Annotated in this window: 21 protein-coding genes and 2 pseudogenes; 12 read left to right on the top strand and 11 right to left on the bottom strand. The window is 74.9% G+C overall.

What is annotated here, in order from left to right:
* The first annotated feature begins 1 nt into the window (after window position 1).
* Window positions 2–787, top strand: a complete 786-nt coding sequence (locus EKH77_RS01340) for an alpha/beta fold hydrolase (RefSeq protein ID WP_126912602.1) — start codon at window positions 2–4, stop codon at window positions 785–787.
* Between the two features lie 18 nt (window positions 788–805).
* Here EKH77_RS01340 and EKH77_RS01335 read toward each other — a convergent pair whose 3' ends face one another.
* The 5 genes and pseudogenes from EKH77_RS01335 to EKH77_RS34520 all read right to left on the bottom strand — a co-directional run.
* Window positions 806–1,255, bottom strand: coding sequence for a hypothetical protein (locus tag EKH77_RS01335; RefSeq protein ID WP_126912601.1), 450 nt, complete (start codon window positions 1,253–1,255; stop codon window positions 806–808).
* 96 nt (window positions 1,256–1,351) lie between these two features.
* Entirely contained in the window at window positions 1,352–2,053 is a 702-nt protein-coding gene (locus EKH77_RS01330) for a GNAT family N-acetyltransferase (RefSeq protein WP_126912600.1), read from the bottom strand.
* A gap of 350 nt (window positions 2,054–2,403) precedes the next feature.
* Complete coding sequence (locus EKH77_RS01325; protein WP_126912599.1) at window positions 2,404–2,787, bottom strand: hypothetical protein; 384 nt, start codon at window positions 2,785–2,787, stop codon at window positions 2,404–2,406.
* Between the two features lie 127 nt (window positions 2,788–2,914).
* On the bottom strand, window positions 2,915–3,220 hold the full coding sequence (locus tag EKH77_RS34525) for a hypothetical protein (protein WP_346429106.1): 306 nt from the start codon (window positions 3,218–3,220) through the stop codon (window positions 2,915–2,917).
* A 127-nt stretch (window positions 3,221–3,347) separates the two neighbouring features.
* Window positions 3,348–3,728 (bottom strand): annotated as a pseudogene (locus EKH77_RS34520) (alpha/beta hydrolase); the annotation flags it as partial.
* Here EKH77_RS34520 and EKH77_RS34515 point away from each other — a divergent pair.
* From EKH77_RS34515 to EKH77_RS01290, 8 genes and pseudogenes are all read left to right on the top strand, one after another.
* Window positions 3,688–3,912 carry a hypothetical protein gene (locus tag EKH77_RS34515; RefSeq protein ID WP_346429105.1) on the top strand — a complete coding sequence of 75 codons (225 nt, stop codon included), beginning with the start codon at window positions 3,688–3,690 and terminating at the stop codon, window positions 3,910–3,912. The pseudogene EKH77_RS34520 and the gene EKH77_RS34515 sit on opposite strands and share 41 nt — an antisense overlap.
* A 414-nt stretch (window positions 3,913–4,326) precedes the next feature.
* Complete coding sequence (locus tag EKH77_RS01315; RefSeq protein ID WP_126912598.1) at window positions 4,327–5,331, top strand: winged helix-turn-helix domain-containing protein; 1,005 nt, start codon at window positions 4,327–4,329, stop codon at window positions 5,329–5,331.
* A 206-nt stretch (window positions 5,332–5,537) separates the two neighbouring features.
* Window positions 5,538–6,779: a 5-aminolevulinate synthase gene (gene hemA, locus EKH77_RS01310; protein ID WP_206279788.1), complete on the top strand. Its 1,242-nt coding sequence runs from the start codon at window positions 5,538–5,540 to the stop codon at window positions 6,777–6,779.
* Window positions 6,776–7,996 (top strand): MFS transporter, encoded by a 1,221-nt coding sequence (locus EKH77_RS01305; RefSeq protein ID WP_126912597.1) that lies wholly within the window; start codon window positions 6,776–6,778, stop codon window positions 7,994–7,996. The genes hemA and EKH77_RS01305 overlap by 4 nt, the downstream gene beginning before the upstream one ends.
* A 112-nt stretch (window positions 7,997–8,108) precedes the next feature.
* A pseudogene (locus EKH77_RS01300) lies at window positions 8,109–9,481 on the top strand (MBL fold metallo-hydrolase).
* A gap of 61 nt (window positions 9,482–9,542) precedes the next feature.
* The gene (locus EKH77_RS32835; protein WP_164737690.1) at window positions 9,543–9,713 is read left to right on the top strand and encodes a hypothetical protein; all 171 of its coding nucleotides are present in this window, start codon (window positions 9,543–9,545) and stop codon (window positions 9,711–9,713) included.
* The gene (locus EKH77_RS01295) at window positions 9,710–10,498 is read left to right on the top strand and encodes a sulfite exporter TauE/SafE family protein (RefSeq protein ID WP_126912596.1); all 789 of its coding nucleotides are present in this window, start codon (window positions 9,710–9,712) and stop codon (window positions 10,496–10,498) included. Before EKH77_RS32835 ends, EKH77_RS01295 begins: the two co-directional genes overlap by 4 nt.
* An 85-nt stretch (window positions 10,499–10,583) precedes the next feature.
* Entirely contained in the window at window positions 10,584–11,150 is a 567-nt protein-coding gene (locus EKH77_RS01290; RefSeq protein ID WP_126912595.1) for an NUDIX domain-containing protein, read from the top strand.
* A 13-nt stretch (window positions 11,151–11,163) separates the two neighbouring features.
* On the opposite strand, the gene EKH77_RS01285 is transcribed toward EKH77_RS01290, so the two are convergent.
* The 6 genes from EKH77_RS01285 to EKH77_RS01260 all read right to left on the bottom strand — a co-directional run bounded on the left by EKH77_RS01285 (window position 11,164) and on the right by EKH77_RS01260 (window position 16,383).
* Window positions 11,164–11,880, bottom strand: a complete 717-nt coding sequence (locus EKH77_RS01285) for a HEAT repeat domain-containing protein (protein WP_126912594.1) — start codon at window positions 11,878–11,880, stop codon at window positions 11,164–11,166.
* Window positions 11,877–12,626 (bottom strand): hypothetical protein, encoded by a 750-nt coding sequence (locus EKH77_RS01280; protein ID WP_126912593.1) that lies wholly within the window; start codon window positions 12,624–12,626, stop codon window positions 11,877–11,879. Before EKH77_RS01280 ends, EKH77_RS01285 begins: the two co-directional genes overlap by 4 nt.
* Before the next feature lie 72 nt (window positions 12,627–12,698).
* Entirely contained in the window at window positions 12,699–13,094 is a 396-nt protein-coding gene (locus EKH77_RS01275; protein ID WP_126912592.1) for a hypothetical protein, read from the bottom strand.
* A gap of 25 nt (window positions 13,095–13,119) precedes the next feature.
* A complete protein-coding gene (locus tag EKH77_RS01270; protein WP_126912591.1) occupies window positions 13,120–14,097 on the bottom strand; it encodes an AraC family transcriptional regulator in 978 nt (325 codons plus the stop codon).
* Between the two features lie 79 nt (window positions 14,098–14,176).
* Entirely contained in the window at window positions 14,177–15,118 is a 942-nt protein-coding gene (locus EKH77_RS01265; RefSeq protein WP_126912590.1) for an NADP-dependent oxidoreductase, read from the bottom strand.
* Window positions 15,119–15,216: 98 nt separating this feature from the next.
* On the bottom strand, window positions 15,217–16,383 hold the full coding sequence (locus EKH77_RS01260) for a diaminopropionate ammonia-lyase (protein WP_126912589.1): 1,167 nt from the start codon (window positions 16,381–16,383) through the stop codon (window positions 15,217–15,219).
* Window positions 16,384–16,513: 130 nt separating this feature from the next.
* On the opposite strand from EKH77_RS01260, the gene EKH77_RS01255 reads away from it, so the two are divergent.
* The 3 genes from EKH77_RS01255 to EKH77_RS01245 all read left to right on the top strand — a co-directional run bounded on the left by EKH77_RS01255 (window position 16,514) and on the right by EKH77_RS01245 (window position 26,129).
* A complete protein-coding gene (locus EKH77_RS01255; protein ID WP_126912588.1) occupies window positions 16,514–17,416 on the top strand; it encodes a LysR substrate-binding domain-containing protein in 903 nt (300 codons plus the stop codon).
* A gap of 246 nt (window positions 17,417–17,662) precedes the next feature.
* Window positions 17,663–23,869: a type I polyketide synthase gene (locus tag EKH77_RS01250; protein WP_240667167.1), complete on the top strand. Its 6,207-nt coding sequence runs from the start codon at window positions 17,663–17,665 to the stop codon at window positions 23,867–23,869.
* Between the two features lie 16 nt (window positions 23,870–23,885).
* Window positions 23,886–26,129 (top strand): 3-hydroxyacyl-ACP dehydratase, encoded by a 2,244-nt coding sequence (locus tag EKH77_RS01245; protein ID WP_126912587.1) that lies wholly within the window; start codon window positions 23,886–23,888, stop codon window positions 26,127–26,129.
* Window positions 26,130–26,152: the final 23 nt, after the last annotated feature.

Below are 26,152 nucleotides of genomic sequence, written 5' to 3'. Positions count from 1 at the left end.
CATGCGGTACGCCAAGACCGCCGACGGATCCCGGATCGCCTATCGGACCGGGGGAGCGGGCGAGCCCCTGCTCCTGCTGGCCGGGCAGGGCAACACCCACCACTGGTGGGACGGCGTCCTCGACGACTTCCGCGCCGCCCACCGCACCGTCACCCTCGACTACCGGGGGACCGGCGAGAGCGACCGCCCCGACGAGCCCTACAGCATCGAGGGGTTCGCCCGGGACGCGATAGCGGTCCTCGACGACCTCGGCATCGAACGGGTCCACGTCTACGGCACGTCCATGGGCGGCCGCGTCGCCCAGTGGCTCGCCGCCCACCGGCCGGACCGGGTCCGGGCCCTCGTGCTCGGCTGTACGTCCCCCGGCGGCCCGTTCGCGGTCGACCGCGGCGACGACGTGCGCCGGTCGCTGGCCCGGCCCGCCCCCGAGGGCCGGCGGGCCCTGCTGGAGCTGATGTACACGCCGGGCTGGCTCGCGACTCACCCCGGCCCGCACCACACGCTCGGCGACCCCACCATGACGCCGAAGGAACGGCTCAGGCACCTGGTCGCCAGCGAGCGGCACGACGCGTGGGACGTACTCCCAGGCATCCAGGCGCCCACGCTGGTGGTGCACGGCGACGACGACCTGCTCAATCCCACCGCGAACGCCACCCTGCTCGCGGAGCGCGTGCCCGGCGCCCGGCTGTGCCTGATCCCGGGGGCGCGCCACGCCTACTTCGAGGAGTTCCGGTCCGTCGCCGGCCCGCTCGTCCTGGACTTCCTCCGGGAGCACGAGCGGGCCTAGCGGGGCGGGAGGGCGGGCCTATCGCTGGGGGGCGGCCTTGGGGGCGCTCTTCACGCCGCCGCTCTTGTGCTTGGCCTTGGCGCTGGTCTTGGCGTGGGTCTTGGACTTGGCCTTGCCGTGTGCGGAGCCGGTGCCCTTCGGGTGGCCGCTCTTCGGGCCGGTGCCCTTGGGGCTCGTTCCCTTCGGGGTCGTCCCCTTGGGGGTCGTGCTCTGCGCCGCGTTGTCCTGTGCGGTCGGCGGCTTGATCCAGCCCTTCTGCACGAGCTGGTCGCAGTGCCACTTGGCGTGGCTCGGGGTCTCCTTGTGCTGACTGATGGCCGTGTCCATGCAGTCCTTGTAGGGCCACGGCGGGCCGACACGCAGCTGCGCGGGGGAACGCGACTCCCGGTCGACCTGGGCGGCGGCCGCCGGGGTGCTCATGACGCCGACCGTGGCCACCGCGGCCAGAGCGATGCTCATCCAGCGCACAGCGCTTCTCCTTTTCCTCGGGTTCGGGGTACGGCTCGCCTTCGCACAACGAGCCCGCGCCACCGAGGAAACGGGCGGTTCCGCCGCCCCGGGCCGTTACGCCGAGACGAGCGGGCGCGCGAGCTGGGGGGTGTGCCGGTGCCCGGCCCCGGTCCGGTGCTCGACCCGGTGCTCGAGCCCGGCCCGTACGCCGGGCCACTCCTCGTCGAGGATCGAGTAGAAGGCCGTGCCCCGGACCATGCCGTCGAGGCCCCGGGTGTGGGCGCGGTGGACGCCCTCGAGGACCGCGCCGAGACGCTCGATGGCCGCGCGCGAGCGCGCGTTGCGGGAGTCCGCGCGCAGGGACACCCGTCGCACGCCCCAGGTCTCGAAGGCGTGGCGCAGCATCAGGAGCTTGGTCTCGGTGTTGACGCCGGTGCCCTGGGCGTGTGCGGAGAGCCAGGTCCCGCCGATCTCCACCGCGTCGGGTATCGCGGTGAGGGGATCGCCGAGCGGGCCGCGCGGGGCCGGGGGCCACTGCACCGGGCCCTGCCAGTAGTCCAGCTCGCAGAACCGCGTCGAGCCCATGACCAGGCCGTCCGCGATCCGCACGGTGGCGAAGGGCAGCGCCCGGCCCGCGGCGCGGGCCGCGAGGGCCTCGGCCACGTAACGGGCCGTGGCCTCCGGGCCGTGCGGCACGGGAGTGAAGGCGTAGCTGCTGCGGTCCTCGGCCGCCGCGGCGGCCAGGCCCTCGATGTGGTGCTCGCCGAGCGGTTCCAGCCGCACGGTGCGGCCGTGGAGGAAAACGGGTACGGGCACGGCGCCTGGATCCTTCAGCGATGGGGGTGACGACAGAGAAAGGAGAGACGTCCAGCGGCTTTCCGGCACGGTGGTACTCACGCTCACCGTGGGGCTTGCGGGACGGGTGTCGTCAGTATGGGGTCGGGATACCCCCACGCGAAGGGCTGAAAGGTAAACAGAGGGAAACGGAACGGTAAACCCGCCGTGCCGCTCCCCCTCTCGTCCGGTATATGGCCTTCCCGTCCTCCCGTCAGCCCTTTTGACGAGGGCCGGCGGTCCGGAGTGGAACGGCGCAGGGCGACCCGGCGGAGGTCGAGCGGGCCTTGCGGGTGGTGCTGGACCGGTGAACCGGGGACCCTCAGCCGTCCTCAGCCGTCCTCGATGTCCGAGATGAGCTTGGTGCTCAGATCGCTCTGCACCGCCAGCCGGGTGTGCCCGGCGTCCGGGCCGGTGCCCCAGGTGAGCGTGACCGTGGTGAACAGGTGCCCGGCGCCGGAGTCGTGATAGCGGACCTCCCAGTGGGTGGGCACGTCCTGGGCGCGCAGGACGCCGTCGGCGTGGTTGACCTCCTCCCAGGCGGCCAGCCGCTGCCGGAGATCCTCCGTGAGGTAGTGGGCGCGGAGTTCCGAGCCCAGGTCGTCCGTCCCGTCGTCGACGGCGTCGATGTAGGCGCCGTAGAAGTCGGCCACCCGGTCGACCGCCGAGTCCGGGCTCCCCTCGCGGACCGTGCTGCCCGCATCGTCGTCCGGCATGAATTCCCCCTTGAGAACAGTGTTGTTCAGTCGTCAAGCTCACGCACTTGATGACAAACTGCCCCTCTTTTCATGGAAACAGTCCTTTGAGGTGACATATAGCCGAACGTCACGGTCTGGCCCTCGCTCAGGCCCCGGGTGCCGGCAGGTGCCGGGCGAAGAACGAGCGCACGTGGTGACGTACCCACGGCACCGACACGACGGGGTCGACCGCGCCGACCAGCCGAATCCGGTCCTCGGCGGTCAGCAGTCCCGCCGAGGCCAACTGGGGCACGAAGGCGGCGTAGTCGGTGAACACCCCGTGCGCGGCCCGGTCGAGCCGCCGCCGGTCCGTGCGGCCGCCCGGGTGGGCGAGCATGGCCGACCAGGACCGTTCGAGCTGCCGCCGCTCGGGGAAGCCGTCGGTGCCCAGCAGGAGCAGCGGCCGGTCCACCCCGTGTCGGGCGACCGGATACAGCTCTCCCGCGCGCCCAGGGGCCTCGGCCGGGGTGGTCGAGATAGCCCTCCATGTCGACGGCCGCGCGGACGCGCCGGTCCTCGTACATGGCCTCGGCGACGGTGGTGCCGCCCGCCGAGTGGCCGTACGCGCCGACGCGCCGCGGGTCCAGAGCGCGGCCGAGGCCCTCCGGCAGCGGCCGTCCCGCCGCGTCCGGGTTCCGCCCGGCCGCCAGTGCCTCCAACGCGTCCAGGACGAAACGGATATCCGCGATCCGGGTGTCGATCACGGTGCGGAAGAGCGGCGGGTCCATGCGCGGATCACCCCGGAAGACGGTCTCGCGCCAGGGCTCGGGACGGCCGTCCGACGTGCCCGGGAACTCGACCACGCCGGCGTCGCCGGGATGATCGACCGTCACCACCGCGTAGCCGTGGCTCGCGAGTTCCTCGGCGAGCCCGGTGCCCATGGCGCGCGGATCGCCGCCGCCCGGGCTGTACAGCAGCACCGGCCGCCGCCGTCCGGGCCGCGCGGGCGCGCCGGCATACGAATGGGTCGGGGTGGCCGCCCAGTCCACGCCACTCGTGGGCAGGCCCGGATGGATCGCGGCGGCGGTCTCCGGGAACTTCCCCGCCGCCATGGCGGACATCTGCGAGGCGAAGGGCCGGCCGTGGACCGCGTGGGCCGGGTAGAAGACCGTGACCATCAGCTCCCGCACCGGAATCGAGGGCGTCAGGGGGTCGGGCCGGGAACGGTCGACCAGATACAGGGTGGTGACCCCGGTCGGGTACGGGCCGGTCGGCCTCGGCAGGCGCAGGGTGACGCCGGTCGTGGCACGGGATCGCTGCCGCTGCCGCGCCTGAGCCGGTGTCGCACCGTCCGCGAGCAGCAGCGCGGCACCCGCCAGTACGGCCGACCTGACGACGCCTCGCCGGGTCGTCGCTCCTGTAGGGAACATGACCTTCCTCTCATCTCTCCGTCAACACGGCCCTTATGCTGCGGCCCGGAGGGGAGCGGGGGCGAAGGTTGAGGCCCTGGCCGAAACGATGGCGCGTGGCCGCCCCGAGGAGACGCGTGGCCGCCCGAGGTGCCGCCCGAGGAGAGCAGTGATCAGAATCCACTTCACGGCCGCCGACTTCGCCGGGGTCCGCTTCGCGCCCCGGGCGGCCCCGCTGCTGGAGCTGAACACGGCCCTGATGAAGCTGCTGACCCCCGGCGACGAACTGCTCTACGGCCGCTGGCGGAGACGGTCGCTCCACTCCCTGCCGGCCGCCGCCGGGGCGCTGGCGGACCTCGTCCCCGCCGGCCGGGCACCCGGTTTCCTCGACGTGTTCGACGACTCCCTCCCGGACGCGCTCGACGCCGCCCGGCAGTGGCACCCCCACCGGATCCGCTCGGAGATCGAGCGGGTCTACGCCGGGCACCCCGCGCCGCCCCCGCCCTGGGTCCGCGACCTCCACCGGGGCGAAGCCGGCGGCCTGCGCGTCCTGCGGCGGGCGCAGCACGCGGCGTTCGAGAGCGTGGTGCGTCCCGTGTGGCCCGTGGTGCAGGACCTCCACCAGCGGGAGTTCACCCGCCACGCCCTGGCGGTGGCCGAGCACGGCCTCGGCGCCGCGCTCGCCGGACTCGTGCCGGGCGCGCGGCTGCGGGAGAGCGTCTGGGAACTGCCCGGGGCCGGGGAGCGGGACGTCGAGCCCGGCGGACGCGGCCTGGTGCTGCGGCCCACCTTCCACTGGACCGGGCACCCGCTCGTCTCCGACCTGCCCGGCCGCCCGGTGCACGTGACCTTCCCCGCCGGGCCGGGTCTGCCGCTCACCCCGGCCGGTCCGGACGATCCCGGCGGCCCGGAGGAGGCGCTGGCGCGGGTGCTCGGGCGCACCCGCTGCGAGATGCTGCTCCTCCTCGCGGAGGAGCACACCACGAGCGGTCTCGCCCGGCGGCTGGGCGTCAGCAACGCCACGGCCTCCGCCCACGCCGCCGCCCTGCGCGGGGCCGGGCTCGTCACCACCGTCCGCGCCGGACGGGCCGTCCTCCACCGGCGCACCGCCATGGGGACCCTCCTGATCGGGCGGCACGACCAGGTAAGGAGTAAATGGGGTCACAAGCCGTAGATCGTCGCATCGTGCTGGGGGCGGTCTTCGTCACGGCCCGCTCTCATCCGCCGGCCCGATGCCGCCGCCCGGGGGATGGCCCGTCAGGAGGACCGTGTCCGATACCCGGTGACGATGCGCCGAAGCGTGCCCCGGGCGATGCTGTAGAGGCACGCTGAGCGAGTCGGGCACGGGAGACCGTGTCCCTCAACGGGGGTTCGCGAAAAGTGTTTGATTACATCGGTCACTTCGCCGATCGCATGGAGAAGCTCAAGGAATCCGGGCAGTACCGCACGTTCGTCGAGATCGAACGGCTCGCCGGTCGCTTCCCGCAAGCCCTGCACCACGGGTCCCAAGGCGTCCGGGAGGTCACCGTCTGGTGCAGCAACGACCATCTGGGCATGGGCCAGCACCCCGACGTGCTGGCCGCGATGCGCAGGACGCTCGACACCTCGGGAGCCGCCGCAGGCGGGTCGCGGAACATCTCCGGGACCACCCCGCACCACGTCGCCCTGGAACGGGAGGTCGCCGACCTCCACGGCAAGGAGAGCGGGCTCACCTTCATCACCGGCTACGCGGCCAACGACGCCGCCCTGTACGTCCTGGGGAAGACCCTCCCCGACTGCGTCTTCTTCTCCGACCGGCTCAACCACGCCTCGATGATCTCGGCGATGCGGGCCAGCGGCGCCGAGCGCCACGTCTTCGACCACAACGACCCCGCCGACCTCAACCGGCGGCTGAACGAGGTGCGCCCCGGGCGCCCGAAGGTCGTCGCCTTCGAATCGGTCTACTCCATGGACGGCGACGTCGCCCCCATGGCTGAGCTCTGCGCGGTCGCCCAGCGGCACGACGCGTTCGTGTACGTCGACGAGGCGCACACGGTCGGCATGTACGGGCCCGAGGGAGCCGGCCTGGCCGCCCAGCTCGGCGTCGGCGACGAGGTCACCCTCCTGATGGGGACGTTCGCCAAGGGATACGGCACCGCCGGCGGCTATGTGGCGGGCCCCGGGCCCGTCGTCGACGCGATCCGCAGTCTCGCGCCCGCCTTCATCTTCACCCTGTCCATGCCGCCGGCGGTCGCCGCCGGCGCCCTGACGAGCGTGCGGCACCTGCGACGCAGCGACATCGAACGCGCGGGGCTGCACGAGCGGGCCCGGCTGCTGAAGACCCTGCTCCGCGACGCCCGCATCCCGCTGGTGAGCGACCAGAGCCACATCGTGCCCGTGCTCGTCGGCGACCCGGAACGCTGCCGCGAGCTGGCCCGCACACTGCTGGAACGGCACCGGATGTACGCCCAGCCGATCAACTTCCCCAGCGTGCCCCGGGGCACCGAGCGCCTGCGCATCAACCCGTCCCCGGTCCACCAGCCACTGGAGGTCCACCGGTTCGCCGATGCCCTCCGCCGCTGCTGGGACGAGCTGGACCTGCCCCGCACCGCACCGGCGCGCGTACGCGCCCGGTCGGCGTGACCGGCTCCGGCCCGGCGACCGGCCTCGCCCCCCGCCTCCCGGCAGGGGGCGAGGCCGTGGTCACCCCATGGGCCCGCTGCGCGCTGCTGTACCTCTTCCTCTTCCTGATGGGGGCCGAGACCTTCCTGGTGTCCCCGCTGCTGCCCACGATCGCCACCGACCTGCGCGTGAGCACGGGCGCCGCCGCACAGGTCGTCACCGCCTACGTCCTGACCTACGCGGTGGCGGCCCCCCTGCTCGGCGGCTTCTCCGACCGGTTCCCGCGCCGCTTCTTCATCACCGTCGGAGGCGTGCTCTTCGTCGGCGGCAACCTGCTGTGCGCCACGGCGGACAGCCTCACCGCTCTGACCGCCGCCCGCGCCCTCACCGGACTCGGCGGGGCCACGGCCGCCCCCGCCATATGGGCCTACCTCTCCGAATCCGCCGCCCCTCACCAGCGCGGCCGCGCCGTCGCCACCGGCGTCTCCGGCTACGCCCTGGGACAGGTCCTCGGCGTGCCGCTCGGCGGGCTCCTCTCTGACGCGGCGGGCTGGCCGTGGACGTTCGCGGCCGTCGGCGCGGGACTGGCCCCGGTCGTGCTGCTCATAGGGTGGCGCCTGAAGGGCCCCCGGCCCACGGCCGCGTCCACCTCCCCGCTGGCGGGCTTCGCCGTGTGGCGGCAGCGCCGCCTGGCGCTGCCCCTGCTCTCCACCGGCTTCCTGCAGGCCGGCCGGCTCGGCGCGTACACGTTCGTCGGCGCGCTCTTCGCGGAGCGGTACGGCTACGACACCGCGCGGCTCGGCCTCATCGGCCTGTTGGTGGGCGCGGGTTCACTGACCGGCTCGGTGCTCCTCGGGCAGCTGAGCGACCGGGCGCGGCGGCGCGGCATCGGCGAGAACGTGCTGTCGGCGGGCTGCGCGCTGGTGTTCGTGGGGGCGAGCGTCGTCGCGCTGGTCAGCACGGCCGCGGTGGTCAGCCTGGCCGCGGTGTTCGTGTGGATGGTGGCCGGGGGCGCCTTCTACACCAGCCAGCAGACGTACCTCGGCGGCGCCGATCCGGCGCGGCGCGCGAGCGTCATCTCCTGGAACGGCACGCTCGACCACCTGGGGGTGGCCCTGGGGACGGCCCTGCTGAGCCCATGGGCCGTCGCGGGCCCCGGCTTCGTCGCCGTCACGGCCGTCCTGGGGCTGACGGCGGCCGCGCTCTCGGCGACGGCGGCGCGGCGGGCGGCCGGATAGGTTCCCCAGAGGTTTTGGGAACACCTCCGCCGGTATTACGGTCGAAGGGAGCTCCGAATGTCCCCGGGGTGCATGACGCCCCCGGGGCGTCGACCGGTGAGGAGTCCCCGTCGTGCGTGCCGTCGAGACCCTCGAACTGGAAGGGCTGGGCAACCGCAGCTATCTGGCGGGCGGTGCCGCCGTCGCCGTGGCGGTCGACCCGCCCCGCGACATCGACCGGGTCATCGCGGCCGCCGCCCGGCGCGGCACGCGGATCGGCCTCGTGGCGGAGACCCATGTGCACAACGACTACATATCCGGCGGACTGGAGCTCGCCCGCGTCACCGGCGCCCGGTACCTGGTGCCCGAGGGCGCGGCGGTCTCCTTCGCCCGCACGCCGGTCGCCGACGGCGACACGTTCCCGGTGGACGACGGCCTGGCGCTCCGGGCCCTGGCCACCCCCGGCCACACCCCCACCACACCTCCTACGTCCTTACGGAGCGCGGCCGGCCCGTCGCCGTCTTCACCGGCGGCTCGCTCCTCATCGGCACCGTCGGCCGCCCGGACCTGGTCGAGCCCCGGCTGACCGAGCGCCTGGCCCGCGCCCAGCACGCCTCCGCCCACCGGCTGGCCGACGAGCTCGACGACGACGTGCCCGTCCTGCCCACCCACGGCTTCGGCAGCTTCTGCTCCTCCGCCCCGGCCCGGGGCGACGCCACGACGATCGGCGCCGAACGCGGCACCAACGACGCCCTGACCAAGGACGTGGACACCTTCGTCGCCGGACTGCTCGCCGGCCTGGACGACATCCCCGCCTACTACACCCACATGGGCCCGGCCAACGCCGCCGGGCCCGCGCCCGTCGACCTCACCCCGCCCCGCCGTGCCGACGCGACCGAGATCGCCGCGCGGCTGGCGGCGGGGGAGTGGGTGGTGGACCTGCGCCACCGCGTCGCCTTCGCCGAGGGGCACGTCGCCGGTTCGTTCAACTTCGAGGGCGACGGCCGGCTCGCCACGTACCTCGCGTGGCTGATCCCCTGGGGCAAGCCCCTCACCCTGCTCGCCGCCGGCCCCGAGGAGCTCGCCGCCGCGCAGCGGGAGCTGGTGCGCGTGGGCATCGACCGCCCGGCCGCGGCCGCCACCGGCACCCCCGCCGGCTGGGTCCGCCCGGGGGAGGCGCTACGCTCCTTCCGCCGCGCCACCTTCGCCGACCTCGCGGCCGCCCGCGCGGCCGGTGACCGGATGGTGGTGCTGGACGTGCGCCGGGACTCCGAGCGCGCGGCGGGCTTCGTCAGCGGTTCGACGCACATCCCCGTCCACCGGCTGCGCGACCGCGTCGGCGAGGTGCCACCGGGAGAGGTGTGGGCGCACTGCGCGGGCGGGGCGCGCGCGGCCGTCGCCGCGTCCCTGCTGGACGCCGCGGGACGGAACGTCGTCGCCGTGGACGACGTCTTCGACGCCGCCACCGCCGCGGGGCTCACGGTCCCCGGGCGCGGCGCCGCCTGACCGTTCCCGACCGTTCCCCGCCCCTTTACGTCCCATTACGTCCGTAGGAAGTGATCGAAGGATGCTCCCGCAGTCCCGCCACGGCTTCGGCTGTCCCGGCCCCATACGCACCCGGCCACAGGAACGCGTCCACGACCACCTCGCCGCCGTGGCGGCCCGGGCCAGGGAAGGAGGGACCGGGAGCGCGGCGCCGACCGTCGGCGGAAGCCTCGGCGACGGCGTCACGGCGTGAGCGCCCTCATACTCGCCCTCGCCGCCGGAGCGGCGGTCGGGCTGGCCCTGGGCGCGCTCGGCGGAGGCGGCAGCGTCCTGGCCGTACCCGCGCTGATCTATCTGCTCGGCTTCACCCCGGCGGCGGCCACCACCGCCAGCCTCCTCATCGTCGCGGCGACCTCGGCGACCGCCCTGTACGCGCACGCCCGCGCCGGCAACGTCCGCTGGAGGACCGGCGCGCTGTTCGCGGCCTCGGGCCTCCTCCCCGCCGCCGCGGCCGGAGCGGTGGCGGCCCACCTGCCCCAGCGGGCACTGACGGCGGCCTTCGCGGCGATAGCCACCCTCGCCGCGGTGATGATGCTGCTGGGGACCCGCGAGAGACGAACCGACGACACACGAACCGATGACACACGTCCCGACGTACCGGAGCCGCCGCGTCGAGCCCCCGCCAGGGCCGCCGGGACCGGTGCCGGCCTGGGCGCGCTCACCGGACTGCTCGGCGTGGGCGGCGGCTTCCTCGTCGTCCCGACGCTCGTCGCGGTGCTGGCCTTCGAGATGCAGGCCGCCGTCGGCACCAGCCTGCTCGTCATCACGACCAACTCCCTGGCGTCCCTGCTCACCCGGGGCGCCACCGCCTCCGGCCTCGACTGGTCGGTCATCGGCCCGTTCGCGGCGACCGCGATCCTGGGTGCCTGGGACGGCAAACGCCTGGCCGCCAAGGTGTCCGGCACCGCGCTGCGCCGGACGTTCGCGGTGGCCCTGCTGGCCGTGGCCGCGTTCATGCTCGTCGACGCCCTGACGTGAACCGTTCCGGGCCCCACCCACCCGCAACGCTTCCCCCGCCCCGGCGTTACCAGAGCGGCGCGCACCGACGAGGAACGGCGGGGAGATGGTCCACGACATCCAGGAACCCTTGCGGGACTGGAACAGACTGAGTACCCAAGTCATCCACCGGAGCAGCCACCTGACCCTCCATCATGATCGCGTCCTCCAACCGGACGGCTCGGAAGGGACGTACGACCACCTCACCATCGCCGACGGCGCCAGAACCGTCGCCGTCGACGCCCGGCGCCGTGTCGCGCTGGTGGAGGACGCCTTCTACCCGCCGGGGCGGCGCCTCCTCCACGTACCCGGCGGAGCGATCGCCGAAGGCGAGTGCCCCCGGGAAGCGGCGCGGCGCGAGTGCGAGGAGGAGACCGGCCACCGCCCCGGCACCCTCAGCCCACTCGCCGTCTACCACCCACTGCCGTCCCGCACGTCCGCCGTGACGCACCTGTACCTCGGCACGGACCTCCACCCCTCGGCCGATCGCCACCGGGACCCGACCGAAGCCGCCATGACGGTGCGGTGGATCCCCCTGGACGACGCGGTGGCCGCCGTACGGGCCGGGGACATCACCGAGGCCGGGAGCGTCATCGGACTGCTCCTGGCGGCGGCTTGTGCGCTGGACCGTTAAGTCCCGCCCCTGTTTACGAGCGGTGCCCCGCCCTCAGATAGAAGCGCAACAGCCGTACCTTGTCCTCGCCCAGGACGGGCGTGGCCCGGTCGATCAGCTCGTCCAGCCGCGCGCGTTCGTCGGCGGGCAGTGCCGCGTACGCGGTGGGGGCGTCGGCGGGGCCCCAGCGCAGGGCGGCGGTACGGGCCTGCGCGCGGAGCCGGTGGTCGGCGTCGTCGAGCAAGGTCAGGCAGCACCGGAGCTGGAATATCCCGCGCTGCGTGGCGAGCAGCCGGAAGGCCGCCGCCCGGACGTGCCGGGGCCGGTCGGCGGCGAGCCGTTCCCACAGACATGACTCGGGGAGCCGGCCCCCCGAGGAGACGAGCGCGGTGGACACCTCACGGGTGACGGCCGCCGACGGATCGTCCAGCAACGGCCGCAGACGCTCGGCGTCGACCGTGCCCAGGGCGCACAGCGCGGCGACAGCGCGGACCCGTACCCGTGCGACCGGGTGCGCCAGCAGGGGAAGGAGCAGGGCGGCGTCCTCACGGGTGCCGCACTCGCCCAGACCTGCCGCCGCACCCGGCGGTACGTCGGCCGACGGGCCGGCGCACAGCTCGCGATAGCGCGGCAGCGGATCGGCGCCTCGCTGCCGCAGCACCCAGCGCGCGCAGGCGCGGACGATGCCCGCGCGGTCGGCGAGGAACGCCGTGGCCTCGTCGTGGCGCCCGGTCCGGTGGAGCGCGGTCACCCCGGACGCGCGCACCCGGGGGCCCGGGCGCGCAGCAGCGGTTCCAGGAGCTCGCCGTGCCGGCCGTCCTTCATGTGGGCGAGGACGGCGTCGGCGCAGACGTCCTGGACGACGACGTCGGCGTCCGTGGCGGCGATGCGGGCGAGCCGCGCCGGGGAGAGAAGGTTCCGGCGCACGGCGATCCGGTGGCCGAGCCGCCGGGTGGCCGGGTCGCGGCTGTCCAGCAGAGTGTCCGTCACCTCCGCGTCGGCGCTCTCCAGGATCTCCATGAGCAGGTCGTGGGCGTGGGCGCCGTGCCGTCGCACGGCCGTGCGCAGCGCGACGGCGGCGACGAGGGCGACGGTGCGCGGCGCCGCGCCCGCCAGCCCGGCGCGCAGCAGCGCCCGGGCCACGTCGCGGACCGGGCCCACCCAGTCCGAGCAGCGCACCGCCACGAGCGGCAGCAGCGCCGGAACCCCGGCGGCACGCTCCAGGGCGGCTTGCCGTACGCGTCCGTCGGGGTGGCACAGGGCGACGGCCAGGACGGGTTCCCCGGGCGGCGGTTCCGCCATCTCGAGCCAGACCATGGAGGGCAGGTCGGCCGGCCAGAACCAGGGCAGCCGCCGCACTCCGAGGTCGAGGGTGACCCACTGCCGGGGGTCACCGGTGTCGAGAAGCGACTCCAGGGTCGTCCTCCCGGCCGGGTGCCGGGCGGCGGTGGCGACCGCGAGGGCCAGGTCGTCGACGTCGGCGCGCCGGGTGTTCATAAGGGGGAATTCCTTGGAAAGCGTGAGGAAGCAGGAGTGAACAAGGGTGAAAGGGCCATCCTTCACCGGACGTCACTCTCCGGCCAAATGCTTTCCTGTGCAGTCGACGGCGGCCGGGCGCACTTCGAGGACGGTGGCCGTGCCGGCGACGGGGCGGCGCTCGTGCATCGTGAAGCGTTGACCGGGCCGGAGGCGGGCCCAGAGCGAGGGGGTGAGGGGCGCGAGGCGGATCGTGGCGTGTCCGCCGGGTTCCAGCGCGTCCCTGCCTTCGACCCAGAGCGAGGCGATGGCGAACGCTGTGTCGCCGGTGGACGTGCGGTGTCCGACGTCCCACACCGGCCGCAGGACCCCGGCGCCGGGGACGGGCATCCGGCGTGGGGAGTCCTCCGGCAGGGACAGTTCCGCGCGGATGACGCCGTGGCGGGTCTCGTACGCGCGCCAGTGGCACCAGGCGGCGCTTCGCCGCATCCGCAGGCCGATTGTCGTTCACCTATCAGGCGTGCCGCCCCGCGAACGGCATCGGAGTGGCCGCCGCGTGGCGACGATAGCCGCCGGGCGGGAGGCCGTACGCGCGCTTGAACGCCTTGGCGAAGGCGAACTCGGAGCCGTAGCCGGTGCGGGTGGCGACGATGCTCAAGGGATGGTCGGCCTCGCGCAGCAGCCGGGCCGCCGTCGTCATCCGCCAGCGCGTCAGATAGGCCAACGGAGGCTCCCCGACGAGGGTGTGGAACCGGCGGGCGAAGGTGGCCCGGGACGTTCCGGCGCGGGCGGCCAGCGACTCGACGCTCCACCGGGCGGCCGGGTCCTCGTGGATGGCCGTGAGCGCCGGGGCGATCACCGGGTCCCGGAGGGCGGCGGACCAGCCCGCCACCGCCGTCGCCGGCTGTTCCTCCAGCCACGCCCGCAGCACGTACAGCAGGAGCGCGTCGATCAGCGCCGGCACGATGCCGGCCGCGCCGGCCCGTTCCTCCTCCAGCTCGGCGCGCAGGAGCCCGACGGCGGCGGAGAGTTCGGGATGCCGTCCGTGCCGGGTCTCCAGGTGGACGACCTCGGGCAGTTGACGGACCAGTGGGTGCGGCCGTCCCTGGTCCAGGTGGTAGGCGCCGCAGAGCAGCGTGGTGCGGGGGCCGTCCCCGCCCAGGGAGAGCGCGCCGATCGGCGAACCCGGGCGGAACCGCGCCGGGCCGGCGTCGACGGCGGGTGTGCCGGGGTCGTCGGCGAGCGCGTGGCTGTGGTTGTTCTGGAGGAAGACCACGTCGCCGGGGTGGAGGCGGACCGGCTCGTGGCGGGGCGCGGGCCCGGCCGCGCCGTCGTCCGGGGGGAGGAGCCAGCAGCTCCCGCGCAGCACGACGTGGAATCCCGCCCCGGCCACCGGCGGCAGGCGCAGCCCCCAGGGTGCGCGCCCCTCGGTGCGGACCGAGGCCGGGCGTCCCGTGCGCATCGATCCGAGTACTTCGGTGAGGATGTCCATGCGCGTCCTGTGGTGCGTCGTGTGCGTCGTCGTACGTCGTTCGTGCGTCGTTCGTGCGTTGTCGTGCGGGGTGATCGTCTCAGACGGCGGTCTCGTCCCGAATGGTGAGGACGATCTTCCCCTGGGTGCGGCCCGTGCCGAGCAGCTCGTGCGCCTCGGCCACGCCTTCGAGCGGGAAGGTCGCGGCGATGTGCGGACGGACGCGTCCCGCGTCGACCAGCGCGGCGATCGCGGCCAATCCCTCGGCGTCCGGCTCGACGGACACCCCGGCGAAGCGCCGCCCGGCGGCCCGGACGCGCGCGGCGAGCTCCTGGTCGCGGTGCTGCATGATGCTGACGAGGATGCCACCGGGACGCAGGACGCCGAGCGAACGGTCGCCCTCGGCCGAGGAGTCGAGGACCACGTCGAGGTCCTCGAGCACTTCGGTGAAGTCCGTGGTGCGGTAGTCGACGACCTCGTCGGCGCCCAAGCCACGCAGGAAGTCGTGCTTGGCCGCGCTCGCCAGCGCGACGACGTGGGCGCCGCGCGCCTTCGCGATCTGCACCGCGAGGTGGCCGACGCCGCCGGCGGCGCGGTGGATCAGCACCCGGTCGCCGGCCTTCACCCCGGCCGCGCCCACCAGGGACTGCCAGGCGGTGAGCCCGGCGAGCGGCAGCGCCGCCGTGCGGGTGTGGTCGAGCGAGACGGGCCGCCGGGCGAGGTGGCTCGCCGGCACGGCGACGTACTCGGCGTAGCCGCCGGCGGCGCGCGGGAAGAGCGGCATCCCGTAGACCTCGTCGCCGACCGCGAACCCCGCGTCCTCGGCGGCCTCCTCGACCACGCCGGAGACGTCCCAGCCGATGCCGAAGGGCGGCTCGCCGAGCAGCGGGAGGAAGCCGGCCCTGACGGCGGCGTCCACGGGGTTCAGGGCGCTGGCGTGGACCCGGACGAGCACCTCGCCGGCCTGCGGGCGCGGTCGCTCGGTCTCCACCACCTCCAGGACCTCGGGGCCTCCGAAAGCGTTCTGGGTGACGGCGCGCATGGGGTTTCTCCTTGATCGGATCGGCTTGATGACCCAACCGTAGAGAGATCAACAGAGACGGAGAATGGCTTTCTGTCTCCCTTTCATATCCGATCGTCTCAACTCCGATCGTCTCGACTTGAGGTGGTGGCGTCGGACGCGGTGGTGTGCGGGTTCGCGGCCGGGCCCTCGGTGCTCAGCAGGACGAGCACCGACGCCGGCCCGAGCCCCAGCGCCGCCCGCCGCCCGTCCGCGCCGGCGCCCGTGAGCGCCGCGCGGACGCCCGCGAGGGAGGCGGCACCGCAGGGGCCGGAGGAAACACCGAGGGAGGCCAGATCGGCGGCCGCGCGAGCGCTTTCGGCATCCGTCACGGTGACCGCCGCGTCCAGGCCGTCCCGGAGCACCGGCCAGGCGAGGTGGGAGACGGTGCCGCAGTTCAGGCCGGCCATCGTGGTCCCGCCGGTGGGGACCGTGACGGGCCGCCCCGCCGCGAGGCTCGTGGCGAGGGCGGCCGCGTTCTCCGGCTCCACCGCCAGCAGCGCCGGGGCCCGCCCGTCCCGGCGGCTCCGGTAGTGGGTGACGACGGCCTGGGCCAGCGAGCCCACGCCCACGGGCACGGCCACGAGACCGGGAGCCCCCGCGCGGGCGAGCGCGAGCTGCGCGTCGATCTCGGCGCAGAGCGTGGCGTACCCCTCGACGATCCACGCCGGGATCCGCTCGTAGCCGGGCCAGGCCGTGTCCTGGACCAGGACCGCGTCCGGCGCGGCGGCCGCCTCCGCCGCCCGGCGCACCGCCTCGTCGTAGGTCCCCGCGACGCGGGTGACCTCCGCCCCTTCGGCCGCGATGGCGGCCACGGCCTCCGGGTGGACACCATGAGGGACGAAGACGTGGGCGCGCTGCCCGAGCAGCCGGGACGTCCGGGCCACGGCCCGCCCGTGATTGCCGTCCGTTGCGGTCACCAGCGTCACCAGGGCCGCCGCACCCGGCCCGTCGGCCGCCTGCCCGTAGGTCGTCTGCCCGTCGAGGACCCGGCGCACCGCCCAGGACGCGCCCAGCGCCTTGAACGCCGGCAGCCCCAGCCGGGACGACTCGTCCTTGACGAACACCCGGCCGACCCCCAACTCGGCGGCCAGAGAGGGAAGTTCCGTCAGTGGGGTCGGGGCGTAGCCGGGCAGGGAGGCGTGGAAGTCCCGCGCGTCGGCGGGCGCGGGCGCGCACGTCCAGGACCGGGCGGCCGGACGGGCGAACCACGACGGAGTGCGGGAAGAAGCGAAGGCATCGGGCATGCCACCAGCGTGCGGCCCATCCCATCGTACGGTCCAGCGCACGTTTCCCACCTATATTCATCAGGAAAACCGAACGTTCCGGCTGTCACCGCGCGGGCCGGGCGACCGCCACCGAAGGGCCGCGCCACCGATGTTCGACCTCCATCGACTGCGCCTGCTGCGCGAACTCAAGCACCGCGGCACCCTCGCGGCCGTGGCCACCGCCCTCTCCTACAGCCCGTCCTCCGTCTCACAGCAACTCTCCCAACTGGAGTCGGAGGTCGGCGTCCGGCTGCTCGAACCCGTGGGGCGGCGGGTACGGCTCACCCCGCAGGCGGAGATCCTCGTCGCCCACACCGAGGCGGTCATGGAGCGCCTGGAGCGGGCCGAGGCGGACATCGCCACGTCCCTCACCGACCTCACCGGCACCCTGCGCGTCGCCGCGTTCCAGACGGCGGCGCTCACCCTGGTGCCCGCCATGCTGGGCCTCCTCCGCGACGCCCACCCCCGGCTGCGGGTCCACGTCACGCAGATGGAACCGGAACGGGCCCTCCTGGCGCTCCAGGCCCGAGACTTCGACCTCGTCGTCGCCGAGGAGTACCCCGGCCACCCCACGCCCCGGCCCGCCGGGCTCGAACAGGAGCACCTGCTCGACGACCCCCTGCGCCTCGCCCTCCCCGCGCCACCGGCCGCCGCCGGCGGCGGCCCCACGGCGGCGCTGCGCGCCCTCGCCGGACGGCCCTGGGTGATGGAGCCCGAGGGCAGCGCCGCCCGCCACTGGGCCACCACCCTGTGCCGCGCCGCCGGCTTCGAACCCGACGTCCGGTTCGAGAGCACCGACCTGCTGCTCCACCTCCGGCTCGCCGAGGAGGGCCACGCCGCGGCCTTCCTGCCCGACCTGGTGTGGAACGGCCGCCCCCCGACCGTCGCGCTCCGCCGGCTCCCCCGTGGCCGGGGCACGCGCACGATCCTCACCGCGGTGCGCCGGGGCGGCGGCCGCCACCCGGCCGTCGAGGCCTGCCGGGACGCCCTCCGGCAGGCGGCCCGCGCCTGAGACGATGCCGAGCCGCGAACGGTGAGGGCGGCGGGCGCGCAAGTGGGCATCGGGGCGTGCGGCACCGGCGCGCAGGCTGCCGCGTGGTGACGCGCGTCCCGCCTGGGGCGCCTCCTGTCGTACGACGTGACACCAGCGCCCCCACGCGCCCTCGTCGCCCGGAGCGGGCCGGTCCGCCCCAGGGGGAGAGATAGGGGGAGATGGGGAGAACCAGGGACGGATCCGCCGTCGGGATCGAGGTGACCGGTGCGCACGATCAGCGAGGACCCCGGCGGCCCGGACCGCCGGCTCGGCTCCGACCCCGTCGCGATCGTCGGCCTGTCCGGACGGTTCCCCAAGGCCCGCGACATCAGGGAGTTCTGGGACAACATCGTGGCGGGCCGCGACTGCTCGGACATCGTGCCCGACAGCTGGTGGCGCCCGGACCGGTACTACGACCCCGACCCCTTCGCCGAGGACAGGACGTACTGCCGCCGCGGCGGCTTCCTCACCCCCGAGCTCTTCGACCCGCTCGAATTCGCGATGCCGCCCAACACGGTGGACTCCACCGGACTGGTGCAACTCCTGAGCCTGGTGGTGGCCAAGGAGACGCTCAGCGACGCGCGACGCGGCAGAGAGGACTGGTGCGCCCCCTCCCGTACCGGGGTGGTCCTGGGCGTGTGCGGCACCAACTCCACCCTCATCCCGCTCGCCGCCCGCCTCCTGGTCCCCGAACTGATGGAGACCATGCTCGCCGTGGGCGTCCCGGAGGAACAGGCGAAGGAAGCCGTCCGGATCCGGCTCGCGGCCCTGCCGCCCTGGACCGAGGACTCCTTCCCCGGCATCCTCGCCAACGTCGTCTCCGGACGCGTCGCCAACCGCCTCGACCTCGGCGCCGTCAACCACACCGTCGACGCCGCCTGCGCCAGCTCCCTGGCCGCCGTCCGCTGCGCCGTCGACGAGCTGATCTCCCGCCGCGCCGATGTGATGCTCACCGGCGGCTGCGACGCCGACAACTCGATCGTCTCCTTCATGTGCTTCAGCAAGACCCCCGCCCTCTCCCTCACCGGCACCGTCCGCCCCTTCGACACCGAGGCCGACGGAACCCTGGTCGGCGAGGGCATCGGCATGCTGGCCCTGCGCCGCCTCGCCGACGCCGAGCGCGACGGCGACCGCATCTACGCCGTTCTCAAAGGCCTCGGCGGCTCCAGCGACGGCAACGCGCAGAGCATCTACGCCCCCTGCGGCGCCGGGCAGAGCGCCGCGCTGCGCCGCGCCTACGCCGACGCCGGCTGCCCACCCGCCACCGTGGGGCTGATCGAGGCACACGGCACCGGCACCCCCACCGGCGACGAGGTCGAACTCACCGCGCTCAACGACCTCCTGGCCACCCCCGACGACCGGCACTTCGTGGCCGTCGGCAGCGTCAAGTCGCAGATCGGGCACACCAAGGCCGCCGCCGGCGCGGCCGGGCTCATCAAGGCCGCGCTCGCCCTCCACCACAAGGTGCTGCCCCCCACCATCAACGTCACCACCCCCCACGCGCAGGCCGTCCGCCCGGACGGCGCCCTCTACGTGAACACCACGGCACGCCCCTGGGTACGCGACCCCTCGGGCACGCCCCGGCGGGCGGGGGTCTCGGCGTTCGGCTTCGGCGGCGTCAACTACCACGCCGTCCTCGAAGAACACTCCACGGAGGAAGGGGAGTGCGCGCTGCACGACACCCCCTCCGCGTACCTCTGGCACGCGCCCGACAGGACGGAACTGCTGCGACGACTGGAGCGCGGCGACCCGCCCGACCCCGGACCGGCCCCCGCGCCCCACGCCCGCCTCGGCCTCGTCGCCACGGGACGACCGGAATACGAGGAGCTGCTCGCCCTCGCCGTCGCCCGATTGCGCGACCACCCCGGCGACGACACGTGGAACCATCCGCGCGGCATCCACTACCGGACCCGGGCCCTGCCCCCCGGCACCAAAACGGGGGCGCTGTTCGCGGGACAGGGGAGCCAGTACCCCGGCATGGGCCTGCGCGCCGCCCTCGCCCTGCCCCCGGTCCGCGCCGCCTTCGACGCCGCCAACGCCCGCTTCCCCGCCGCCGACAGCCTGGCCCGCGCCGTCTTCCTCCCACCGGGGACCGGTGACGCCGCCCACCACGCCGAACGGCTCCGCCGCACCTCCCACGCCCAGCCGGCCATCGGCGCCCTCTCCACGGGCCAGTACCGCTACCTGCGCGAGCTGGGCTTCGCCCCGCACGCACTGCTCGGCCACAGCTTCGGGGAGCTGACCGCCCTGTGGGCCGCCGGCGTCCTGGACGACGCCGGCTTCACGGCCCTGGCCCACGTCCGTGGCCAGGCCATGGCACGACCGCCCGGCCCTGGCCACGACCCCGGCGCCATGGCCGCCGCCCGCATGAGCCGCGACGCACTCACCGAACTCCTCGCCGAGCACCCCGAACTGACGGTGTGCAACCACAACGCGCCCGACGAGCAGGCGGTCGGCGGCCCGACCGCCGCCGTACGGCACTTCACCGACGAGTGCGCCGCACGCGGCCTGCCCGTACGCCTCCTGCCGGTCGCGGCCGCCTTCCATACCCCGCACATCGCCCACGCCGCCCAGGAGTTCGCGGCCGCCTGCGCCGAGGCCGCCTTCGCCCCGCCCGCACTGCCCGTCCACGCCGACACGGCCGGGGCGTCCTACGGCGACGACGCGGACGCCAACCGCCGCACCCTGGTCGAGCAACTGCTGCGCCCCGTCGACTTCGCCGCCCGCCTGGAGGAGATGTACGCCGACGGCGTCCGGGTCTTCGTCGAGTTCGGCCCCCGGCGGATCCTCAGCGGATTCGTCGAACGGACCCTCGGCACCGGCCGTGCGGAGGTCGTCGCCTGCGACGCCGGGCCCGGGACGGACGCCTGCGCGGCGCTCAAGCAGGCGGCCGTACGCTTGGCCGTCCTGGGCCTGCCCCTCACCGGCATCGACCGCTACACGGCCCCGCCCCGCCCGGAGCGCCGGACGCCCTCCAAGGTGGCCCGTCGCCTGGACGGCCCGTTCTTCGCCGTGGAGAAGCGGCGCGGCGCCTACGAGGAACTCCTCGCCCGGCACACCGCCGCCGGATCGCGGGCCGAGCCGGAAGGCGCGCCCGCCCCGGCCACGTCGCCGGCCCGGACCGAGGCGGCCGACCCGCTGACCCGCGCCGCCACCGACCACCTGGCCGCGCACGCCCGCTACGTGGACAGCGAGGTCCGCACCACCGAACAACTCGGCGCGCTCCTCGCCCGGGGCGCGGCGGCCGGCCGGATGGACGCGTCGCTGCTCGCGGCCATCCAGGCGGTCGCCGACCACAGCATGGCCCTCGGCGAGACGCACGCCCGCGCGGCCGAAGCGGTCTCCGGCCTTCTGCGACCGCCGCCGGGGCCACCCGAACAGGGCGACCCGCCCCTGCCCGTACCGGCGGCGGTCGATGCCGTGACGACCGATGCTGTGACGATCAATGCCGAGACGATCAATGCCGAGACGACCGATGCCGTGACGGCGGAAACGGAACCCCGCCCTGACGCCGGCCCGCCGGCCGAGGGCCCGCACGCCGAGAGGCGGTCGGCGCTCGCCGAGCTGTGGGCGGCCGAGAAGGGGGAGGCCGCGGCGACCGGCACGATGGACATCGGCTCGCTCGACCCCGACGAGGTCGAGCGGCACTTCCGCGCCGTGATCGCCGAGAAGACCGGCTACGACGTCGACATGATCGAGCCAGACATGGACATCCAGGCGGACCTCGGCATCGACTCCCTCAAACAGGTCGAGATCGGCGCCGAGATGTGGCGCCGCTACCCGGTGATCGCCCGTAGCGAGATGTACCGCTTCACCGAGGCCCGGACGGTCCGCGAACTGACGGCCATCGCCCAGGAGATCATCACCGAGCCCAGGCCCCAGCTCGTCTCACCGGTGGTGGGCACCGCCCTCGGCAGCGCCTGGGTGACCCCCGTGGACCTGCCCGCGGTCGACGTCCGGGAGGACGCCTACCCGGAGAGCCCCCACGCCCTGCTGATCGACGACGCGGGCGGGCTCGGCCGCCTCCTCGCCGACGCTCTCACCACCCGTGGCTGGCGGGTCAGCCGACTGGCCCTCCCCGGCGCCGCCACGGAGACACCCGGCTTGACGGACTGGTCGGAGGCCACACTCACCGCCCGCCTCGCCGGGCTCCTCGAGGACGGCACGCGTCTCGACCTGTGCGTCCTGCCCGTCAGCCGCGAGCTGCCCGTCAGCCGCGAGCCCGACGGCAGCGACGGCAGCGACGGCAGCGACGGCGGCGACGGCGGCGAGGAGACGAACGCCGCCGACCGGATCGTCACCCGCCTCCGGCACGCGATCCTGGTGGCCAAACACACCCGCCCCGCCCTGGAGGCGGCCGCCCGGACCGGCACCCGCGCCGGCCTCGTCGCCGTCACCCGGCTCGACGGGGCGCTCGGCTACGCCGGTTCGGGCGGCGACACCGCGGCCGCCCTCGCGGGCGGGCTCGGCGGGCTGGTCAAGACCCTCGCCCTGGAGGCGACGACCCTGTACTGCCGCGCCCTGGACCTCGCCCCCGGCCTGTCCGACGAGGACGCCGGAGCGGCCTTCGCCACCGAGCTCGCCGACCTCGCCGGCGACGTCCGCGAGGTCGGCGTGGACACGACCGGCCGCCGCACGCCCCGGGTCTCCGGCACCCCGTGGCCCCGGACCCCGATGGCCGCCACCGAGGTCGAACTCACCAAGGACGACGTCCTGTTGGTCACCGGTGGCGCCGGGGGCATCACCGCCTGGTGCGTCGAGGAACTGGTGCGCGCCCACCACTGCGGCTGCGTCCTGCTCGGCCGCACGCCCCTGACGGACGAGCCCGGTTGGGCCGCCGCGCTCGGCGGCCCGGAAGAGCTGCGGGCCGCCCTGGAGGCCCGGGCGCGCGACGCGGGGGAGGACCCCGGCGAGGAACCGGCGCGCACCCGCGTCGAGGAGGAGCTCGCCCTGCTCGTCCGGCAGCGCGGCATCCGCGCGTTCCTGGCCACCCTGCGCTCGTACGGCGCGGAGGCCGTGTACGCGGCGGCGGACGTCCGCGACCCGGACGCGGTGGCCGAGGCCCTGGCCCCGTACGCCGACCGGATCACCGGCGTCCTCCACGGCGCGGGCGTCCTGCGCGACCGGCCGCTGGCCGAGGCGGAGCCGGACGGTATCGCCGCGGTCGTGGACACCAAACCGGCCGGCCTGCGGAACGTGCTCGCCCCCCTCGACGCCGCGCGGCTGCGGCACCTGGTCCTCTTCACCTCGGTCGCAGGAATCTGGGGCAACCTGCGGCAGGCGGACTACGCCCTGGCCAACGAGGCGCTCAACCGCTTCGGCTGCGCCTGGCAGGCCGCCCATCCTCACTGCCGCGTCGTGCCGGTCGCCTTCGGGCCCTGGACCGAGGGGATGGCCGCGGACCTCCACCAGCTCTTCACCGAGGTGGGGGTGCCCGTGCTCTCCAGGGAGGAGGGATGCGCGCGGTTCCGGGAGCTCATGGCACCCGGCCGGGGCGGCGGGGTGGCGCTCGTCGGACCGACCGAGGCGCTCTTCCAGCGGTGCGACCCGCTCCCCGACGCCGGTCTCACCGCGTACCGCGTGCTGACGGGGCTCGGTGAGGAGCCCGTCCTGCGGGCGCACCGCGTCGCCGGGGTGCCCGTCCTGCCCATGACGGCCGCCGTGGGCTGGGCCCTGGGCGCCGTCGAGCGCGTCCACGGGGGAGCCCGGCCGGTGGTCGAGTGCCGCGACATCAGGATCGCCCAGGCGATCACCTTCCCGCCCGGGCACCCCGAGCGGCTCCGCGTCCGGCTGGAACGCGACGCGCGGCAGGCGGTCGTACCGTTCGTCCGTGTGAGCGTCGATGACGCCGGGGAACAGGGGAAACCGCGCTTCGAGGGGCGCTTCCGGCTCGCGGACCGGCCGGGCGAGGCCCCCGTGACGAGCCTGCCGCCCCGCACCTTCACGGACGCGCCGCACCCCGGCTACCGCGACGGCCGGCTCTTCCACGGCGCGGCCCTCAACGGCCTGCGCGACGTCCTGGAGGAGTCGCCCGGCCATCTGGTGATCACTGCCAGGATGCCCGACCCGGCTTTCGCCCACGGCGCGTTCGCCGGACGGCTGTACAGCCCGGCCCTCGCCGACCTGCTGATGCAGGGTGCCCTTCTGACGCTGCTGGCGCTGGCCGACGGCGAGGAGATTCCCGTCCCCGTCTCCGTCGAGCGCCTGGAGCTGTTCGGCCCGCTCCCCGACGACGAGCCCTTCGTCATCACCGTCGACGTCGACGAGGCCACGACACCGACAGCGACGTCCTTCTTCTCCCAGTGCGCGCTGACCGCCTGCGCGCCCGACGGACGGCTCCTCCAGCGGTGGAGCGGCGTCCGCACGGTGTGGATCGAGCCGGCCGCCCTGGCCGACGGCATCGCCACCCGGGCCGTGGCGGGCCGGCGATGATCAAGGAGGAATCCTCATGGACGAGCTCGGATTCGAGGGGATTCCGCTGCCGCAACCGGCTGTCGCTCCGGCTCCCGGCCCGGCTGCCGGCCCGGAGGTCCTGGACACCGTCGTCACCCCAGAGGCCGTCGCTCCGGAGGCCGTCGCCCCGGAGGCCGTGCCGGCGCTCACCGCGCGGCTCGCCGGGCGCCTCCAGCGCACCCACGCCCACGTCCTGGCGGCCCATCAGGCCGTCATCGCCTGGCAGCTCGCCCGAGCGGCACGCCCGACCGCCCACTCCCCAGCCCCCACCCCGCCCCGGCCCGTCGACCCCGTGGCGGCGATCCTGCACGCCGCCGCCCGCGCGTTCCGGGCCGAGGGTGCCGGCCTGTACCCGGGCGGCGCGGTGCTCACCTGGCTGGACGAGGCGCCCGAACTCCCGGACGGCGCGCCGCGCGTCGAGCGCACCGGCGAGGAGTGGCGGCTCGGCGACCGCGAGCGGACCTTCGCCGTCCTGGCGCCGCACGGCCCACAGGAGTCATGGCCTGAGCCCCCGGCCCCGCGCTTCCCGCCCGACCCCCGCCCCCTGGCCCGTGCCACCGCGACCCGGCTGACCGCCGCCGACCTCGACGCGCTCGCCGCCGGCGACATCGCCCGCGTCCTCGGGGCCGCCTTCGACCAGAGCGGCCTGCCGGCCGCCGCCCTCCCCGCGCCCTGGCCCGTCCCGCTGCTGGACACCGTCACCTTCGCCGATCCGCGCGGCGGCCGGAACGGGCAGGGCCTGCTGCTCGCCACGACCCGCCTGCCCGACCACGCCGAGGAGGCCTGGCCGCACTGCTTCGCGGCGGCCCTGGAACTCCTCCGCGTCCACACCTTCCACCAGGGCCTCCACCTGTGCCTGCCCGGCGCCCGCGCCACCCTCCCCGTCCGGCGGCCCGTCCTGGTGGACGTCCGCGACGCCCCCGCCCCGCCCGGCGCGGAACTCCGGCTGGAGGCCGAGATCACCGCGACCGGCATGCTGCCCAGGCCGTACGCGACCGCCGACTGCCGGGTCACCGTCGCCGGCCGCCCCCTGGCGCGGCTGCGGGACGTGGGCGTCGTGCTCAAGGAGGGGCCGGGGCAGGACGCCCTCGACCCCGCCCGGCCCGGCCTCCGCACGAGCGTCACCGGCAAGCGCGTCATCGCCGACGAGCTGCACACCGCGATCTTCGCCGAGGGCGACCTGGGTACGGTCCCGCTGCCCGGGAGCACCACCCGGGTCACCGGCCGGGTCCGGCCCCGGCTGCCCCGGGGGGACTTCCGCATGCTGGACCGCGTCGTCGACGGGCACGGGGAGTGGGACGCTTACCGCCCCGGCAGCTGGGGGCTCGCCGAGTACGACGTCCCGGCCGACCCCTGGTACGTACGCGAGAGCGGCGGAACCATGCCGCAACTGGCCCTCATGGAGACCGCGCTCCAGGCGGCGGGCCTGTTCAGCGGCATGCTCGGGGTCGCGGGCGCGTACCCCGACGGGCACCTCTCCTGCCGCAACCTCGACGGCAGGGCACGGCTGCTCCGGCACGTCGACACGCCCGGCACCACCGTGGAGCAGCATGTCACCCTGCGGTCGCACTCACCCCTGCCCGGCGGCGTCATGCACCGCTACGACTTCCGGCTCCGCGCGGGCGGCGAGCCCTTCTACGAGGGAGAGGCCGTCCACGGCTTCTTCACCCCCGAACTGCTCGCCGAGCAGCAGGGCCTGGACGGCGGCACCTACCGGCCGCCCTGGCTGGAACGCCACCCGCCCGCCCCCGCAGACGTCCGCCGGCTGGACCCCCGCCGGGACCTCCGGCCGGGACGCGGCCGCCTCGCGCTGCTGGAGGACGTCACGCTTGTACCCGGCGGCGGTGACCACGGCGCCGGATACGTCCTGTGCGACAAACCCGTGCGGCGCGACGACTGGTTCTTCCACCACCACTTCTTCCAGGACCCCGTGATGCCGGGCTCCGCCGGCGTGCAGATGCTCTACCAGGCGGTGCACGCCTACGCCCTCCACACCGGCCTGCTCGACCACCTCGTCCACCCCCGCGCGCACATCGCCGTCGGCGAGGAGCTCCACTGGTCGTACCGGGGGCAGATCCTGCGCGAACACCGGCGGGTGCGCGGCGAGGCGCACATCCGCGAGGTACGCCGCGAGGACGGCCGGGTCCTGCTGTTCGCCGACGGCAGTGTCTGGCGCGACGACCTGCGCATCTACCAGGTGGACAACATCGCGGCCGACATCCGCGGGGAGGCCGCGTGACCACGCGGGGGAGGGGAGCGGCG

Origin of the sequence: Streptomyces luteoverticillatus, assembly GCF_003970715.1 — a bacterium.
Classification (GTDB): Bacteria; Actinomycetota; Actinomycetes; order Streptomycetales; family Streptomycetaceae; genus Streptomyces; species Streptomyces abikoensis.
Note: the sequence above shows the minus strand (reverse complement) of the source record. Positions and strands in the feature narration are given on the sequence as shown.

Coding starts and splice junctions, on each gene's coding strand:
- EKH77_RS01255 (WP_126912588.1), top strand. CDS start 16,514: ATGTTCGACCTCCATCGACTGCGCCTGCTGCGCGAACTCAAGCACCGC.
- EKH77_RS01245 (WP_126912587.1), top strand. CDS start 23,886: ATGGACGAGCTCGGATTCGAGGGGATTCCGCTGCCGCAACCGGCTGTC.
- EKH77_RS01265 (WP_126912590.1), bottom strand. CDS start 15,118: ATGCGCGCCGTCACCCAGAACGCTTTCGGAGGCCCCGAGGTCCTGGAG.
- EKH77_RS01290 (WP_126912595.1), top strand. CDS start 10,584: ATGGTCCACGACATCCAGGAACCCTTGCGGGACTGGAACAGACTGAGT.
- EKH77_RS01325 (WP_126912599.1), bottom strand. CDS start 2,787: ATGCCGGACGACGATGCGGGCAGCACGGTCCGCGAGGGGAGCCCGGAC.
- EKH77_RS01270 (WP_126912591.1), bottom strand. CDS start 14,097: ATGGACATCCTCACCGAAGTACTCGGATCGATGCGCACGGGACGCCCG.
- EKH77_RS01340 (WP_126912602.1), top strand. CDS start 2: ATGCGGTACGCCAAGACCGCCGACGGATCCCGGATCGCCTATCGGACC.
- EKH77_RS01275 (WP_126912592.1), bottom strand. CDS start 13,094: ATGCGGCGAAGCGCCGCCTGGTGCCACTGGCGCGCGTACGAGACCCGC.
- EKH77_RS32835 (WP_164737690.1), top strand. CDS start 9,543: ATGCTCCCGCAGTCCCGCCACGGCTTCGGCTGTCCCGGCCCCATACGC.
- EKH77_RS01260 (WP_126912589.1), bottom strand. CDS start 16,383: ATGCCCGATGCCTTCGCTTCTTCCCGCACTCCGTCGTGGTTCGCCCGT.
- EKH77_RS34515 (WP_346429105.1), top strand. CDS start 3,688: ATGGCGCGCGGATCGCCGCCGCCCGGGCTGTACAGCAGCACCGGCCGC.
- EKH77_RS01280 (WP_126912593.1), bottom strand. CDS start 12,626: ATGAACACCCGGCGCGCCGACGTCGACGACCTGGCCCTCGCGGTCGCC.